The organism is Arthrobacter sp. M71 S08 (assembly GCF_059089725.1).
The window spans coordinates 98109-113899 of record NZ_JBNHEY010000005.1; the positions used below are offsets into that span (position 1 = coordinate 98109).

Here is a 15791-nt window from a genome sequence, read left to right on the forward strand (position 1 = left end):
CGGCCGTTTCTCGAGAAGATCACGTCAAGAAGCCTCGGAGTGTGGGAAGTGGTGCTGACGCGCGTCGCCGACGCCCAGCGGTACACGTCTTTCTCTACGTATCACTGACGCGATAACGAAGATATGTACTCTTCCTCTGTTGGCGGGAGAGAACATTTCGAGCGCTTTCGTGGTGCCTACTGTTGCCTCCTGCATTGACTTGGTGGTCCACTGTGTCCGCGAGCGTTCCGGGCAACGCCGTGTAACGGAAATCGTTGCCCTGGGCCGAAGGGTCGAGAACGGCGTGATTGAGACGTCGACCGTGTTCAAACGGGTCGATGGCGAGCTGCGGGTCACGGCCTCGACGATGCCGGCCGAGGAAAAATTCGCGTCTGCCGGTTATACCGTCGCTTCACTCCTCAATCAGTCATGACCGTTGCAGTCGGTGTTGCACTTGGAGCGGGACTGTTTCTGATCTGGTGGTCAATGTGGGTCGTGCCCCCGCGTTCCCAGAAGACCAAGCAGCGCAAGGCAAAGGTGGAAGAACTCCTCCTGCGGGCTGGAGTGGAGCGGGTGTCAGCTGGCGGCCTGTTCGCGGCCAGTGGAGTCGCCGGATTGTTTGTGTTTCTTGTTGTGTTCGTCTTCACCGGAACACCGGCCATTGCGGTCTGCTTTGCCCTCTTCGGTGGGTTGTCACCTGTGATGGTGGTGCGGTGGCGCGCACGCAAACGCACAGCGTCACTGAGGGAACTATGGCCTGATGTCGTTGACCACCTGCGGTCCGCGATCAGGGCCGGTCTGTCTCTCCCCGAAGCGCTGATGCAGCTTGGCGTGAAGGGGCCGGAGGAATTGCGGCCGGCTTTTCTTGAGTTCGCCGCTGACTATAGGTCCGGCGGACAGTTCGATCATTCGCTGGACCGGCTGAAGGATCGCCTGGCGGACCCGGTGGCGGACCGGATCATGGAAGCACTGCGCCTTACCCGCGAAGTCGGTGGCACCGACTTGGGAAGACTGCTCGGCACACTGGCGGAATTTCTGCGGGACAGCGCACGCACCCGGAGTGAACTGGAAGCCCGTCAGTCGTGGACAGTCAATGCTGCCCGTCTTGCTGTGGCGGCGCCGTGGATCGTGCTCGCCCTGCTTTCAACCCGCCAGGAGGCCGTCGCTGCCTACAACACCGCGGGCGGTGCAATAGTGCTTGTCGGCGGACTGCTGGTATCGGCGTTCTGCTACTGGGCGATGCTGCGCATTGGTGCACTTCCCGATGACGAGCGGGTGCTTCGCTGATGGCCGCGCTCTCCCTTGCTGCCCTCGTCGGTGCGTGTCTCGGCTCGGGATTGTGGCTTATCCTCGTTCGGCTGCCGGTGATGCGCCAGCCCCGATTCGCTGAGCGCATCGCTCCTCAGCTGAAGTCGGTCGACGTAAGCTCCAGGCTCCTCCACGCACAGGCAGTGGCGCCCTTTGGGCCCCTGGAACGCATCATCCGACCGGTCGCCCGCGACGCCGTCACCTGGCTCAATAAGTTCAGCCCTGCCTCATCCGTTCTCGCGCGAAGGCTGGAGCAGGCAGGAAGAACACAAACCGTCCTCGACTTCCGTGCTGAGCAGATCATTTGGGGGAGCGTCGGGCTTGCCGCATCAACAACCATCATCCTGACCCTCGCAGCTTCAGGAAGCTTCAACCCGATGCTGGCCGTTCTCATTGTGTTCGGCAGCTCTGCCGGCGGCTATTTGCTCCGGGACTACCTGTTGGGCGCCGAGATAAGGAAACGGGAAAGCCGCATCCTGGCGGAGTTTCCGAGCCTCGCCGAGCTGATGGCCCTTGCCGTGAGTGCGGGGGAGAGCGCTACCGGAGCACTCGAGCGCATCTGCAGGACAGGGCACGGCGAACTCACCAAGGAATTCGCCCGGGTCCTCGCCGAGACGCGAGCCGGAACGCCGTTGTTGCAGTCCCTCCAGCACTTTTCCAACCGTACGCAGCTGGCGCCGCTCGTGCGGTTCATCGACGGCATCAGCGTTGCGGTTGAGCGTGGTACACCGCTCGCCGACGTCCTCCGCGCGCAGGCACAGGACGTACGAGACATGTCCAAACGGGAATTGATGGAGTCCGCCGGACGCAAGGAAATCGCCATGATGGTGCCTCTGGTGTTCGGCGTTTTGCCGCTAACTGTACTTTTTGCCGTTTACCCCGGCATCGCCCTGATCAACCTTGGACTCTAACCACGCAACGTACCTTCGACTCCCTACGAAAACAACACACGAAAGAGAGGAATCCAGCATGCGTAACCGCCTCATCGCAAGCTTCCTGTTCACGACCGCCGTTCTACGAATTCATGTGGCCGTCCCTTGGTCAGAGGACCATCCCGAGCGCGGAGATGTCCCTGGTTGGGTGATGATCACGCTAATGTCTGCTGTCCTGGTGGCAGGGCTCCTGGCGATTGCCTCCCCAGCTCTGGAGGGACTGTTCAACGAAGCGATCAGTCGCGTAAGCCGATAGGGCGGTGATTCACCGGCCCCAACGCACAACGCCCCGCCATGGGTTCGCGGATGAACGCGGCGCTGCGACTGTCGACTTCGCGCTCATTGGTGGGCTGGTGACGGTACTCTTCATCGCTATCGTGCAGCTCACGCTTGTCCTTCACGTGCGAAACACCCTGATCGACGCGGCTTCCTCCGGCGCTCGTTACGGAACCCTGGCCGACCGTTCGCCCGCCGACGCTGCTGCCCGTACGAGTTCCCTGATCGCAGACGCGATCAACAGCACGTATGCGCAGGACGTATCGGTGAGGCAGATCAACCGAGGAGGGGTGGTCGTGCTGCAGGTAACCGTCCGGGCCCCTATACCAGTGATCGGATTTATCGGTCCGAGCGGAACCATGGAGGTGACGGGTCATTCTGCGCTCCCTTCCTGAGCATGTCCGCGCTGCTGCCAAATCCGACGACGACGGCGGCAGCGCGGTCCTCGAGTTCACCTTCCTTGGACTGCTCCTCCTGGTTCCGGTCGTTTACCTTGTCCTGACGGTGGGTGCCGTGCAGGGGGCATCCTTCGCCGTAGTCGGTGCTGCCGACCAGGCGGCGAAAGTGTTTGTGGACTCGGCGACAACCGAAGAGGCCTACGCCCGTGCGCAGCAGGCAGTCGAGCTTGCGGTGACTGATTTTGGCTTCCCGTCCGAGGATGCGGAGATCGCGATTACCTGCGGCGGCGCCTGTCTCGAACCAGGATCGAGTGTTACCGTCGCCGTTGACTTGAGCGTTCCCCTCCCGCTGATTCCCACCATGCCGGGCTTGAATACGTCGGCCGCGACGGTTGATTCGAGCGCCACCCAACTCGTGGAGCGATTCGGATGATGGCGGCCCGCCCAGGCGGCGACGACCGTCCCGCCGACGAAGAGGGTCAGATCACGGTACTGATCATCGGCTACATCCTGCTCTCGCTGCTGGTTGTTGCGGTGGTCACTGCTGTCTCCGCCGTTTACATCGAGCACAAGAAGCTGCTGTCGGTAGCGGACGGAGCGGCGCTCAGTGCAGCCGACACGTTCTCGGTAGCCTCCATCGACGCGGACGGGGGCGAGCCGGCCCCCACACTCGATTCCGAATCCGTTTCACGGACGGCCGCCGCTTACCTTGAGCGCTCCGGCGCTCTTCCGCGCTTCAACGGGCTTGCCCTGGATTCCGCAACAGGAGCCCCGGACTCCCGAACCGTACGGGTGGTTCTCACTGCGGTTGTTCATCCCCCGATCGTGAATTTCCTGGTTCCCGCCGGCATCCCGATTGCCGCGACGGCCGACGCACGGGCAGACCTGACACGGTAACTGTGCCGGCAGGACCATGACGTAGTCTTGAAACACCATGGCAGATATTGATTTTTCCGCGGAGATCCGCGCCCTCCGAGCAAAATACGACTCCATCGTGGCCGTAACCGACGTCGAAGCGATCCGAGCAGAAATTGCCGAACTCAGCGAGCAGGCAGGGGAACCGAACCTGTGGGATGACCCCTCCGCTGCTCAGCAGATTACGTCACGCCTCTCCCACAAGCAGACCGAAATCGCGCGGATCCAAAAGCTGGCTGCCCGCATCGACGACCTGGAAGTCCTGGTCGAACTCGCGGCGGATGAGGACGACGAAGATTCCCGCGCCGAGTCCGTCAAGGAACTCACCTCCCTGAGCAGGGCCCTCGATGAACTCGAAGTCGTAACCCTGCTCGCCGGTGAGTGGGACGAGCGCGAGGCAGTTGTCACCATACGTTCCGGTGCCGGGGGAGTGGACGCCGCTGACTTCGCCGAGATGCTCCTGCGCATGTATCTGCGTTGGGCCGAACGCCGCGGGTATCCCACGCAGGTGCTGGACACCTCGTATGCGGAAGAAGCCGGCTTGAAGTCAGCGACGTTCGAGGTCAAGTCTCCCTACGCCTTCGGAACTCTCTCAGTCGAAGCGGGCACCCATCGACTGGTGAGAATCAGCCCCTTCGACAACCAGGGCAGGCGCCAGACGTCCTTCGCGGCGGTCGAGGTCATACCGCTCATCGAGCAGACGGACTCCATCGAAATCCCCGACAACGAGATCCGCGTGGATGTTTTCCGCTCCTCCGGCCCGGGTGGCCAATCGGTCAACACCACGGACTCGGCCGTGCGGCTGACCCACATCCCCACGGGCATTGTCGTCTCGATGCAGAACGAGAAGTCCCAGATCCAGAACCGGGCCGCCGCGCTTCGGGTCCTTCAGTCGCGGCTCCTGCTGCTCAAGAAGGAGCAAGAGGACGCCGAGAAGAAGGCACACGCGGGCGACGTCAAGGCATCCTGGGGAGATCAGATGCGGTCCTACGTGCTGAACCCGTACCAGATGGTAAAGGACCTGCGTACCGAGCATGAGGTGGGCAACACGTCTGCGGTGTTCGACGGTGAGATCGATGACTTCATCGACGCGGGCATCCGCTGGCGCGCCAACAACCGCAACAGCGACGACTGATCGCGGCTTCGGGGGCGCCGGTGATAGATCGCGACACACCGCCCCCATGCCGCGCCGTTGCGTCGGCGGGCTGCCTATAGTCAGAGGAAGCTGGGTGCTTGCTTCCTCCACCCATGCCCGAGCACAGGCAGAAGGATGTGGGCGCAGAAAAATCATGATCAGATTCGAGCAAGTCACCAAGGTGTACGACCAAAAGTCGAAGCCGGCCCTTGAAGGTGTCACCCTGGATGTTGACCGGGGTGAGTTTGTCTTTCTGGTCGGCGCTTCCGGTTCCGGCAAGTCGACGTTCATCCGGCTGGTGCTCAAGGAGGATCGGCCCAGCCGCGGCGCGGTGTACGTAGCAGGGCAGAACGTTGCCAACATCCCGAGCTGGCGTGTTCCGAAGCTCAGGCGCGGCATCGGCGTCGTCTTCCAGGACTTCCGGCTTCTGCCGAACAAATCAGTCTTCGCCAATGTCGCCTTCGCGATGCAGGTCATCGGAAAAAGCCGGGCGGTCATCCGCGAAACGGTTCCGGAGGTACTGAAAACTGTCGGCCTGGAGGGCAAGAACAACCGCATGCCCCATGAACTCTCCGGCGGTGAGCAGCAGCGCGTGGCTATTGCGCGCGCGATTGTGAACAAGCCGGGCATCCTGCTCGCTGACGAGCCAACGGGAAACCTGGATCCCACCACGTCATTGGGAATCATGAAGGTGCTCGACAAGATCAACCAGAACGGCACCACAGTGGTGATGGCAACGCACGACGACGACATCGTCAACACCATGCGCAAACGGGTCGTTGAGCTCCGGGACGGCTCAGTAGTCCGTGATGACGCGCAGGGCATCTACATCGGATCAACGACGACGGCGGCGGCCGCCGGATGAGGTTTGCGTTCGTTCTCGGCGAGATCGCCTCAGGCATGCGGCGAAACCTCGTGATGGTGGTGTCGGTTGTGCTCGTCACCTTCATCTCGCTCACCTTCGTCGGGGCGGCCGGTCTCCTGCAGCTTCAGATAAACCAGATGAAGGGGTATTGGTATGACCGCGTGCAGGTTGCCGTATTCCTGTGCGTCGAAAACTCCACCTCCGAAAGCTGCGCATCAGGGCCGGTCACCGATGAACAACGGAGTGCTGTCGAGGCGAAACTCAAATCGCCGGAGCTCAGCACCTACGTGGACACGGTGGGGTACGAGTCGCAGGACCAGGCTCTGGTCCACTTCCGAGAGCAACTCGCGAACTCGCCCATCGTGGAGGCAATCACTGCCGACCAGCTTCCCGAATCCTTCCGCGTGGGTCTGGTGGATCCCGAAAAGTACGAGGTGATCAGCGAGGCTTTCTCCTCGGAGCCCGGCGTGGATATTGTCAGCGATCAGCGCGAGTACCTCGAAGAGATTTTCGGTTACATCAATATCGCATCGCTCGTCGCATTGGGGATTGCCGTCGTCATGAGCGTGGGCGCCATCCTGCTCGTTGCAACAACCATCCGCCTTTCTGCCTTCAGCCGGAGACGGGAGACGGGCATCATGCGCCTGGTCGGCGCCAGTAAGGCGATCATTCAGCTCCCCTTTATTCTCGAGGGCGTCATCGCAGCTATTTTGGGTGCAGCTATCGCTTCCGGGACGCTGTGGGCTGTGCTCCGTTACGGCGGGGAGTGGCTTGCACGCGAATACCCGCAAATGGGCTTCATCTCCACGCAGGAACTCCTGCTGGTGGTTCCCGCGCTGTTCCTTCTGGGCGCACTCCTGGCGGGCGCTTCGTCCCTCCTGACCCTCAGACGTTACTTGAAGGTTTAGGGTAGGTAATCGTGAGAACTGAGACCATATGCGCAGCGTAACCTCCTGTGAGCTTCGACAGCTTCGCCGTTCCGTTGGCGTAAGAACGCTTACTGCCCTGTCGCTGGCCACCGTGGCAGCGCTCACGATGACGCTGAGCGGCCCCGTCCACGCGGATGAGCTCAAAGACCGCAAGTCGGCTCTGGAGAAGCAGATTGAGGAAGTTCAGCAGTCGATTGAATACCTCGACTCGGACATTGCAGAGACGATCGCGCAGCTGAAGGTCTACCAGGGCCAGCTGCCTGGTGCGCAACAGTCACTCGCCGACGCGCAGGGCCGCGTCGAAGCAGCGACCGGTGAGGTTAACGCGCTGGCCCAACGTGTGCAGTTGGCGCAGGAAACCAAGAACAAGATCACCGAGCAGCTGAAGCAGGACGAAGCCGAGATGGCTGAGACCCGCAAGGTGATCGGTCAGATCGCGACCCAGGCCTACAAAAGCGGCGGTGTCCCCACCGGCCTCTCGCTAATGCTCGGCAGCAAAGGCTCCGACGGCTTCGCGTCCATGGAGTTGGTGGAGCAGGCACTCCGTAACCAGAATTCCGCCCTTGAACGACTGGCCCAGCAGAACGCGACCAACGTGAACTCGCAGGCGCGCCTCGTCGCGGTTGAAGAGGAAATCGTTGACCTGAAAGCCAAGGCGGACGCCGCCCTCGCCGCTGAGCAGGTTGCCCGCGATGAAGCTGCGGCCGAAAAGGCCAAGGTCGACAAACTCATCTCTGATACGTCAACTCTCTCTGACAAGCTGCAGAAGCAGAAGCCGGTGATCGAAGCGAAGCTCGCCAAGGTCGAGGACGCGCACCAGCAGGTCGTTGTCGACATTGCCGAACGCCAGCGCAAGCTGATCGAAGAGGCACGCAAGCGGGAAGGAGCACGGCTGAAGGCAGAGGCCGAGGAACGGGCACGGATCGAGAACGAGCGTCGCGCGGCTGAAGCGGCTGAGGCCAACCGCCGCGCGGCTGCAGAGGCAGCCGAAGCCAACCGGCGTGCCGCTGAAGCCGCCGCCGCGGCCAACCGGCCCAAACCTGCGCCCGTGGTGGTGCCGGCCCCGGTCGTGCCCAAGCCGGTAGCGCCCGTGATTGTGCCGCCGCCGGCGTCGAGCCCGTCAGCGTTCGCGCTGCGGTCCCCGGTAAGCGGGCCCATCACGTCCGGTTACGGCTGGCGTCCCACGCCGCTCGGAACTATCGACTTCAACGGCTCCGGTGGCTACACCCACACCGGGATCGACTACGGAGTAGCCTGCGGAACGCCGCTGTACGCTCCCGCGGCAGGTGAAGTCTGGTACGCAGACGTCAACGCTCTCCCAGGGGCAGGTAACCGGATCGTGCTGAATCACGGCGTCGTCGGCGGCAATGCGCTGGCCACCAACTTCTACCACCTCTCGAGCTATCTCGTGGGACCGGGACAGCGCGTAAGCGCGGGCCAGCTGATCGGGTACACCGGCACTACGGGCAACTCAACAGGCTGTCACCTGCACTTCGAGACGGTTCTCAACGGCAGCTTGGTCGATCCGATGGGGCTCCTCTAGCGCCCGATGCTGAAGCTCACGCTCCATGAACAGCCGCAGACAGCCCGACGCCGTAGACTAGGACGCGTTGTTTGTATTCAGTTCTGAAGCGCACCGCACTATTGAAGGAGTTGAACCGTGCCCAAGGAAAGTGGCCGTCAGGTAGTGGCCACCAATCGGAAGGCCCGGCATGACTACCAGGTGCTGGACACCTATGAGGCTGGAATCGCACTGCAGGGCACCGAGGTGAAGTCACTTCGCGCGGGCCGGGCGTCACTGGTGGACGGGTTCGCAATCTTTTACAACGATGAACTCTGGCTTGAGGGAATCCACATCCCGGAGTATTCGCAGGGCAGCTGGACCAACCATGCCGCGCGCCGTCGTCGTAAGCTGCTCCTGCATCGCGAGGAGCTCACCAAAATCTCCCACAAGATCCGGGAAAGCGGCTTCACCATCGTTCCGTTGCAGCTGTACTTCCTCAACGGGCGCGCGAAAGTGGAGATCGCCATTGCCCGCGGTAAGCGGGACTATGACAAGCGCCAGACCCTGCGGGAGCAACAGGACAACCGCGAAGCGCAACGGGCCATGCGAGAGCGGAACCTCGGCGCATGAGCGACGTTTTCTGGGATGCGCAGGAACCCGACGACGTCGAAGAAGAATCGGAACTCAGGTACAAGCGCCCCTGGTGGGTGACGATCGGTGCCATCGTCAACCTGCTGTTGCTGTTCGCAGTGGTTCCGGCTGGATTCCTGGCGTTGATCCCTTTCTTCTTCCTGATCTATGTCTTCTTCGCGCAGATTCTTGTCTGGATCTCTCCGGTCTTGGTCCTGCTCAACATCGCCGTCTTCTGGTGGAGTTTTCGGCGCAAGCAGGCCGCGACGACCGCGCTGGCAGCCTTGGGACTGGCTTTTGTGGCCGTGTCGTTTGTCGTCTTGATGCTGTGGCAGGCCCAGATCGTCATCCTTGGGATCAGGTTCTAGCAGCGGGCATCGGGGCTCGAAGCCGCTAGGGAATCATTCCGGGCCCGGGTGCGTTAGAATGGATAACCCGGAGCAATCCGGGAACAGCAACGTTGATTGGCACGGTTGATTGATCACGCTGATTGATAACTGCATATGGGGATGACAGGTTTCGACGATGTTGGTCGCGACAGGGGAAGCGGGCCGAGGATACAGAGTTATCTCGTAAACGCTCTCTGTAAAACAATAAGTGCCGAACAGAAGCGCACTGACTTCGCTCTCGCTGCCTAAGCAGCGGAGCTAGTCCGTCAGCCCGGGTATGCTCTCGACCCGGATCCTGGCGTCATTTAGAGGGCCACTGCTCTTGGTTTTCGTTGCAGGAACCAAGGGGACTCTTATGCAACTGAGCTCGGCAGCCACTTGTTTGCATGATGGCTGGAGCTGAGAAAAACCGACGCAAACTGCGCCCGGAGAAGCCCTGACTAAACTGCATCGGACGCGGGTTCAATTCCCGCCATCTCCACTGACGAAGCCCCGGTTCGCCGGGGCTTTTTCTATGTCCGCCTCAGTTTTATCCCGTGAAGACCGGCAAGTTATGCACAGGACTGCCCCCGCGGTGAGTCGATTTCTGTACCGTAGACTTCATCGCCGCTCCCTTCCACAACCTTCAGGACTCTGCATGCCCTTTCTGCGTCCCGGCTTCCGTGCTCTGCTTCCAGCCGCCATTACGACGGCGGTGTGCGGCACTCTGCTGGCGGCACCTCCGGTCCACGCGACTTCCACTCCGACCCAGGTCATTTCCGACGACGTAGTGACAGGCCCCCTCAGAGCAGACTCGGACACGATGCAGTCCACGGACCGCTTCATCGTCAAGTTCGGGGAAGGCGCAGCCGCGGAGCCGGGCAACCGGGGCAACGCCTACGGCCGACTAGCAAAGGAGCTCGGAATCTCGGTCAAGGAATTGCGGGAAACGGTGGGCGGTGCGGTGGTGGTCCAAGCTGCCGGTGAAGTGTCGGCGCAGGGTGCGGATAACGTCGTCGCGTTCCTCAATGCCCATCCTGACGTGGAGTACGCCGAAGAGGACGTGCTCATGCGTCCGCTGGCCACGGTCAATGACCAGCTATACCAGTACCAGTGGAACCTGTATGAGGAGGCCGGGGGCCTTCGGGTCCCGGAAGCGTGGACGCGTTCCATCGGTACTGGCCAGACCATAGCCATCCTTGATACCGGCCACACGCCGCACAGTGACCTGGCGCGCAACAGCCTTGCCGGCTATGACTTCGTTGCCGATCCGTTCATTGCGCTCGACGGCAACGGCCGCGACCCCGATCCCAGCGACCCGGGCGATGCCTGCCTCATCCCGAAACCCGGGGAGGAACCGACGAACTCTTCCTGGCACGGCACTCACGTGGCGGGAATCGTGGCGGCCGAGGCGAACAACAGCAGGGGAGTGGCGGGGGTGGCGTACGGGGCAAAGCTCCTGCCGCTTCGCGTGATGGGAGCTTGCGGAGGGTTCCTGAGCGACACCGTCGACGCGCTCACCTGGGCAGCTGGGGGAACCGTGAAGGGTGTTCCGGCGAACACCACTCCGGCGCGGATCATCAACATGAGCCTTGGATCTGAGGAAGCGTGCGGTCCCACTTTGCAATCGGCCATCGATTCTGCGGTGCAACGAGGGTCCGTCGTCATCGCTGCTGCCGGCAATGAGGCACAACCCGCAGCGAAGGTTGCGCCTGCAAACTGCGCGAACGTAGTGACGGTTGGAGCCAGCAGCCGGCTGGGAAACATCGCCAGCTACAGCAATTACGGACCCGAAGTAGACGTCATCGCACCGGGTGGAGACGGTAGCACCGGATCACAGAACATTCTGTCCACGTCCAATATCGGACAGATCGATCCGTCCGGCGAGACGTACCGGTACATGCAGGGTACTTCCATGGCCGCACCCCACGTCGCCGGAGTTGCCGCTTTGATACTTGCGGTCAATCCGGCCCTGAAACCGGCTCACGTCGAGCAGATCCTGCGGGCATCGGCCCGACCACTGGCCGGGAAGTGCACCGCGGGGTGCGGCGCCGGCATCGTCGACGCGGGTGCTGCACTCAGGCAGGCTGCAGGCGTAACCTATTCGCCGTCTCTCCATAGCCCTGCCGATGTGGTCGCCGCAGATTCCGCCGGCACGCTCTGGGCGTACCCGTCGAACGGCACGGGCGGTTTCCTGCGGCGGGTGAGCATCGGCAGCGGATGGGCATCCCTGAAGACCGGTTTTGTCACCGACTGGAACCAGGACGGTGTACTGGACATCATCGCCCAGTGGAAGGACGGACGGCTGGCGTACTACGCAGGGAAGTACGAGGGAGGGTTCGCGCCGGCCCAGTCCATCGGACATGGCTGGGGTGGCTACTTCCTGACTGTGGGAAAGTGGCGTTCCGGAGACCTGTACCCCGGGATCGTCGCTACGGATCCCAACGGTGCGCTGTGGTTTTACGGAAACGCCGCCGGCGCTGGCCTGAGCCCGCGGACCGGCATCGGTACAGGCTGGCGTGGCCTGTACCTGACGATGACCGATTTCGACGGCGACTCCCGCATGGACATCCTCGCGAAGAAATCTGACGGGAAGCTTGTCCAGTACCGCTCGGACGGAAGCGGGCGCTTCCTGCCGGAGGCACGCAAGACGGTTGGCAGCGGGTGGCAGATCATCGACTCGGTGACTGACCTGCCTGGCTTCAGCGGGATCGGTCAACAGGGCTTGATGACCCGGCTCACCGACGGCAGACTCGCTTACTATCCGTTCGCCGGCGGGCGCTGGGGCAGCCGCTCCGTCATCGGGTCCGGATGGAGCAGCTACAACCTCTTCCGCTGATTGCGGCCATGCCGGCCTACCGGGAAACACGCGAACGTAGACTGTCCGTGTGAGCTGGATGAATGACCGCCCGTCGTGGTTGCCTCCGTTGCCGCCTCCACACCGGGGCCGGGCATTGATCACGATCGGTCTTGTGCTCGTCGTGGGCACGTTCATCTACTTTTTCGTGATGAGTTACCTGGGCGGTACGCACACCCTGTACACGTTGCTTCCGCTCGCCATCGGGCTGCTTTGCCTGATCGTGGGACTCACCAGACGAAACGAGGGACGATAGCTAGCGGGTTCGCCCCAGTATCGAGCTCTGGATAGCAACGGCCGCCGCTCCTCGTGCCCATTGGGCGAAGTCGCTCGGCTCACGCACCAGCCGCACCGGTGCGGCTTCGGGATCCCTGTGGTCAAGAATCGACGCTGTGATCTCCTCGGATGCGACGTCCGCCAGAGCGACGCCTTCGCCGGACAGGATCACGAGGTTCACCATGGTGAGATTGGCGACGGCGGCAACGAGAGTGCCAAGCGCGGTACCTGCGCTCTTCACCACCAGGGACGCCAGCCTGTCGCCGCCGTCCACCAGTTCAAGGATTTCTTCGTAGCTGCAGTCCTTGCCGGCGGCCATCCGGAACTGGCCGCGAATGCCTGCCACGGTCAGCACGGCGTCTGCGCATCCCCGGTGCCCCTCCCGGCACAGCGGTCCGGATGGAGCTACCGGATAGTGCCCCACCACCCCGAGCCCGGTATCCATCGGAGCGATGACGCGATCATTGATGACCAGGCCATAACCCACGCCGGCGCCGATGGTGAGCACCGCGAAACTGTTGATCCCCCTGCCCGCGCCGAACCATTGTTCGCCCACGGTGAGGGCAACGACGTCGTTCTCTACGGTGACCGGCATACCGGTGCGTTCCTGGACGAGGCCGCCCAGCGGTACGTTGCGCCAGTGCAGGAACGGCGCGCGCGGCACCGTGCCGTCGTTGCTTACCTTGCCGCCGATGCTGATGCCGATTCCATCGACCGCATCACCGTCGGCCAGCCTGTCGACGACGGCGGCAACCGCGTTCACGACGTCATCAACAGCCTCGCTGCCGAGCGGCTCCTGCGCTGTGTCGATGGGTTGGCATCTCAGGTCCGTCGCTACCCCGCAGGCAGCATCGCCGGTCAGCTTGATTCCGATGAACCTGTGCGTTCCGCCCGGCACTTCGAGGGGCCTGGTTGGCCGGCCGACGCCGCCTTCAAGAACCTCGCGCCCCTCCTGCAGGATGCCGGCCTCGATCAGTGGCTTACTCAGACGGGTGAGGCTCGCGACCGAGAGTCCGAGGCGCCGGGACAGTTCTCCCCGGGACAGCGGACCGCCGATCAGGACCTCCCTCGCGAGCAGGCGGGAAGGACTGTCGGGAGAGAGGGACGCGACCATGTTCACGGCGTTCCTTCCATCGCGTTACTACTTTCACTGTGAAAGATATTACGGCCAACTGTAGCGATAAGAAGCGCGCCTCACGTGAGTTCGGAGTCAATTGACGGCCGGTTAGTTCTACGGTAAAACTATTGAATGCATCAGCCAGGCACTCTCCACCTGTCCCGCGCCGACACCAGCGTGCTTGTCGACACCACCACCGCCGGATTTCCCACCATCCTCTATTGGGGGCCGGCTCTTGGGGAGATACCGGCCTTCGAGCTTGAGTCCCTGACGGCCGCGTCCGTCCCGCAGCGTGTATCCGGCAGCATTGATGAACCCGCCCGCCTCTCCCTGGTTCCGCTGGAGGCCTACGGCTGGCAGGGCACCCCGGCGTTCACAGGCCACCGCCGCGGACGTTTCCTCACGCCTGCCTTTCAGGTCGCAGAGCTTGATGCCGATGACCACCAGCTGAGGGTGACAGCCCACGACGACGACGCCGACCTCACCCTGACGGTGCGGCTCACCCTGACTGCGGCCGGCCTTCTCCACCAGCGGGTGGCCGTCACGAACACCGGAACCGAAGAGTACGAAGTGCGTTCCCTCTTCGCGGTTTTCCCGCTTCCCGCGAGCGTCCAGGAGGTCCTTGATCACACCGGCCGTCACCTGCGCGAGCGCTCACCCCAACGCCATAACCTCACCACAGGCTCCTATCACCGCGAGAGCAGGCGGGGCCGTCCCGGTGCTGACGCCACCGTGCTGATGGCCGCGGGGGAGACGGCGTTCGGCTTCGAGCGGGGTCTGGTTCACGCTGTGCATGCGGCCTGGAGCGGAAACCACCAGTACATCGCGGAGCAGACGCCCTCCGGGGAGAAGTTCCTTGCATGCGGTGAGCTGTTGCTGCCCCAGGAGATGACTCTCGCTCCCGGAGCGACCTACACCTCGCCGGACGCCTTTGGCTCCTGGGGTGACGGGCTGAACGAACTTGCGTCCCGCTTCCACTGCGAGTTCAGAAACCGGCCCGAACACCCGGTACGGCCGCGACCGGTCACTCTCAACACCTGGGAAGCCGTCTACTTTAACCACAACCTGTCCACCCTGAAAGCGCTGGCTGACAGGGCAGCCCAGGCTGGGATTGAACGGTACGTACTCGATGACGGGTGGTTCACGGGTCGTCGGAATGACACCGCGGGGCTGGGGGACTGGTTTGTTGACGAGAAAGTATGGCCGGAGGGTCTCACGCCACTTATTGAGCATGTGAACGCCCTGGGGATGGAGTTCGGTCTCTGGTTCGAACCTGAAATGGTCAACCCGGACTCGAAGCTTGCCCGCAACCATCCCGAGTGGATCGTTCAGTCGCCGGGCAGGCTTCCCGTGGCAGCCCGGCAGCAGCAGGTGCTCAACCTCGCGAACCCTGACGCGTATAACTACATCCTGACGTGCATCGATGACGTCCTCAACGCAAACAACATCGCGTACATCAAGTGGGATCACAACCGCGACCTGCTGGAGGCCAGCGACGCAACCAGCGGTGCCGCCGTCGTGCATTCCAATGTCGAGGCGGTCTACCGGCTGATGGCCGAGCTGAAGGAGCGCCACCCGGGGCTGGAGATCGAGTCCTGTGCCTCCGGCGGCGCGCGGGTGGACATGGGAATTCTGCGTCATACTGACCGCATCTGGACCAGTGACTGCATCGACCCCATCGAACGGCTGGTGAACCAGAAGCACACCGGGCTGCTTGTTCCACCGGAACTGATGGGCATGCACGTGGGCGGTCCCCGTTCCCACTCCACCGGCCGCACCCACACGCTGTCATTCCGTGCCGCTACCGCCATCTTCGGTCACTTCGGCGTCGAATGGGACATCTCCGGGCTCAATGACGATGAGCTGGACCAACTCGGTTCCTGGGTTCAGCTGCACAAACATTGGCGGGATGTCCTTCATAACGGGATCACCGTGCACGCGGACCTGCCGGACCCCTCAATGGACCTACGGGGCATTGTCGCCCGCGACCGGCAGAGCGCGTTGTACGGCTATTCGCTCACAGGATCCAGCGCGTCCTACCCGCCCGGGAGGATCACCTTCCCCGGCCTGCATCCCGCGAGGACGTACACCATCGCACCGGCATCCTTCGACTATGCAGACCAGGGCCAATCCGCCCTGGCCTGGGCGGAAGCAGCGCGTTCCGGGACACCCATTGCGATGAGCGGCCGACTCCTGGGCGCACTCGGCGTGCAGGCGCCGGTGCTCTTCCCCGAACAGTCTGTTCTGATCGAAGTCCGGGCGCACCCAGCATAGGGAGATTGCTTCTGGTGTACCTTTTGGC

Annotated in this window: 16 protein-coding genes, 1 other RNA gene and 1 pseudogene; 17 read left to right on the forward strand and 1 reads right to left on the reverse strand. The window is 62.6% G+C overall.

Features of this window, described 5'->3' with window-relative positions:
• Nucleotides 1-106 precede the first annotated feature (106 nt).
• The 16 genes and pseudogenes from AC5RTB_RS11795 to AC5RTB_RS11870 form a co-directional block, all read left to right on the forward strand.
• A pseudogene (locus tag AC5RTB_RS11795) lies at nt 107-412 on the forward strand (CpaF family protein); the annotation flags it as partial.
• Nucleotides 409-1266 (forward strand): type II secretion system F family protein, encoded by an 858-nt coding sequence (locus AC5RTB_RS11800; protein WP_494061266.1) that lies wholly within the window; start codon nt 409-411, stop codon nt 1264-1266. The pseudogene AC5RTB_RS11795 and the gene AC5RTB_RS11800, both read left to right, overlap by 4 nt.
• On the forward strand, nt 1266-2198 hold the full coding sequence (locus tag AC5RTB_RS11805) for a type II secretion system F family protein (RefSeq protein ID WP_494061267.1): 933 nt from the start codon (nt 1266-1268) through the stop codon (nt 2196-2198). Before AC5RTB_RS11800 ends, AC5RTB_RS11805 begins: the two co-directional genes overlap by 1 nt.
• Nucleotides 2199-2256: 58 nt before the next feature.
• A complete protein-coding gene (locus tag AC5RTB_RS11810; RefSeq protein WP_494061268.1) occupies nt 2257-2475 on the forward strand; it encodes a hypothetical protein in 219 nt (72 codons plus the stop codon).
• Between the two features lie 4 nt (nt 2476-2479).
• Nucleotides 2480-2890: a TadE/TadG family type IV pilus assembly protein gene (locus AC5RTB_RS11815; RefSeq protein WP_494061269.1), complete on the forward strand. Its 411-nt coding sequence runs from the start codon at nt 2480-2482 to the stop codon at nt 2888-2890.
• Between the two features lie 118 nt (nt 2891-3008).
• The gene (locus AC5RTB_RS11820) at nt 3009-3326 is read left to right on the forward strand and encodes a hypothetical protein (protein WP_494061270.1); all 318 of its coding nucleotides are present in this window, start codon (nt 3009-3011) and stop codon (nt 3324-3326) included.
• Nucleotides 3323-3790, forward strand: coding sequence for a pilus assembly protein TadG-related protein (locus AC5RTB_RS11825; protein WP_494061271.1), 468 nt, complete (start codon nt 3323-3325; stop codon nt 3788-3790). The genes AC5RTB_RS11820 and AC5RTB_RS11825 overlap by 4 nt, the downstream gene beginning before the upstream one ends.
• A gap of 37 nt (nt 3791-3827) precedes the next feature.
• Nucleotides 3828-4943, forward strand: coding sequence for a peptide chain release factor 2 (gene prfB / locus AC5RTB_RS11830; protein ID WP_494061272.1), 1116 nt, complete (start codon nt 3828-3830; stop codon nt 4941-4943).
• Between the two features lie 154 nt (nt 4944-5097).
• Complete coding sequence (gene ftsE / locus AC5RTB_RS11835; protein WP_494061273.1) at nt 5098-5808, forward strand: cell division ATP-binding protein FtsE; 711 nt, start codon at nt 5098-5100, stop codon at nt 5806-5808.
• Entirely contained in the window at nt 5805-6716 is a 912-nt protein-coding gene (gene ftsX, locus AC5RTB_RS11840) for a permease-like cell division protein FtsX (protein WP_494061274.1), read from the forward strand. Before ftsE ends, ftsX begins: the two co-directional genes overlap by 4 nt.
• Before the next feature lie 28 nt (nt 6717-6744).
• On the forward strand, nt 6745-8280 hold the full coding sequence (locus AC5RTB_RS11845; protein WP_494061275.1) for a peptidoglycan DD-metalloendopeptidase family protein: 1536 nt from the start codon (nt 6745-6747) through the stop codon (nt 8278-8280).
• Between the two features lie 117 nt (nt 8281-8397).
• A complete protein-coding gene (smpB, locus tag AC5RTB_RS11850) occupies nt 8398-8871 on the forward strand; it encodes an SsrA-binding protein SmpB (RefSeq protein WP_494061276.1) in 474 nt (157 codons plus the stop codon).
• On the forward strand, nt 8868-9239 hold the full coding sequence (locus AC5RTB_RS11855) for a hypothetical protein (RefSeq protein ID WP_494061277.1): 372 nt from the start codon (nt 8868-8870) through the stop codon (nt 9237-9239). Before smpB ends, AC5RTB_RS11855 begins: the two co-directional genes overlap by 4 nt.
• A 137-nt stretch (nt 9240-9376) precedes the next feature.
• Nucleotides 9377-9744: a transfer-messenger RNA gene (ssrA, locus tag AC5RTB_RS11860) on the forward strand.
• 153 nt (nt 9745-9897) lie between these two features.
• Complete coding sequence (locus tag AC5RTB_RS11865) at nt 9898-12078, forward strand: S8 family serine peptidase (RefSeq protein ID WP_494061278.1); 2181 nt, start codon at nt 9898-9900, stop codon at nt 12076-12078.
• A gap of 49 nt (nt 12079-12127) precedes the next feature.
• Complete coding sequence (locus AC5RTB_RS11870; RefSeq protein WP_494061279.1) at nt 12128-12352, forward strand: hypothetical protein; 225 nt, start codon at nt 12128-12130, stop codon at nt 12350-12352.
• Here AC5RTB_RS11870 and AC5RTB_RS11875 read toward each other — a convergent pair whose 3' ends face one another.
• The gene (locus AC5RTB_RS11875; protein WP_494061398.1) at nt 12353-13486 is read right to left on the reverse strand and encodes an ROK family protein; all 1134 of its coding nucleotides are present in this window, start codon (nt 13484-13486) and stop codon (nt 12353-12355) included.
• A 135-nt stretch (nt 13487-13621) separates the two neighbouring features.
• Between AC5RTB_RS11875 and AC5RTB_RS11880 the strand changes: the two genes are divergently transcribed.
• Nucleotides 13622-15763 carry an alpha-galactosidase gene (locus tag AC5RTB_RS11880; protein ID WP_494061280.1) on the forward strand — a complete coding sequence of 714 codons (2142 nt, stop codon included), beginning with the start codon at nt 13622-13624 and terminating at the stop codon, nt 15761-15763.
• Nucleotides 15764-15791: the final 28 nt, after the last annotated feature.

Bases quoted from the DNA above. Each gene is read 5' to 3' on its own strand.
- AC5RTB_RS11800 (WP_494061266.1), top strand. From the start codon at position 409: ATGACCGTTGCAGTCGGTGTTGCACTTGGAGCGGGACTGTTTCTGATC.
- AC5RTB_RS11805 (WP_494061267.1), top strand. From the start codon at position 1,266: ATGGCCGCGCTCTCCCTTGCTGCCCTCGTCGGTGCGTGTCTCGGCTCG.
- AC5RTB_RS11810 (WP_494061268.1), top strand. From the start codon at position 2,257: ATGCGTAACCGCCTCATCGCAAGCTTCCTGTTCACGACCGCCGTTCTA.
- AC5RTB_RS11825 (WP_494061271.1), top strand. From the start codon at position 3,323: ATGATGGCGGCCCGCCCAGGCGGCGACGACCGTCCCGCCGACGAAGAG.
- prfB (WP_494061272.1), top strand. From the start codon at position 3,828: ATGGCAGATATTGATTTTTCCGCGGAGATCCGCGCCCTCCGAGCAAAA.
- ftsE (WP_494061273.1), top strand. From the start codon at position 5,098: ATGATCAGATTCGAGCAAGTCACCAAGGTGTACGACCAAAAGTCGAAG.
- ftsX (WP_494061274.1), top strand. From the start codon at position 5,805: ATGAGGTTTGCGTTCGTTCTCGGCGAGATCGCCTCAGGCATGCGGCGA.
- AC5RTB_RS11845 (WP_494061275.1), top strand. From the start codon at position 6,745: ATGCGCAGCGTAACCTCCTGTGAGCTTCGACAGCTTCGCCGTTCCGTT.
- AC5RTB_RS11855 (WP_494061277.1), top strand. From the start codon at position 8,868: ATGAGCGACGTTTTCTGGGATGCGCAGGAACCCGACGACGTCGAAGAA.
- AC5RTB_RS11865 (WP_494061278.1), top strand. From the start codon at position 9,898: ATGCCCTTTCTGCGTCCCGGCTTCCGTGCTCTGCTTCCAGCCGCCATT.
- AC5RTB_RS11875 (WP_494061398.1), bottom strand. From the start codon at position 13,486: ATGGTCGCGTCCCTCTCTCCCGACAGTCCTTCCCGCCTGCTCGCGAGG.
- AC5RTB_RS11880 (WP_494061280.1), top strand. From the start codon at position 13,622: ATGCATCAGCCAGGCACTCTCCACCTGTCCCGCGCCGACACCAGCGTG.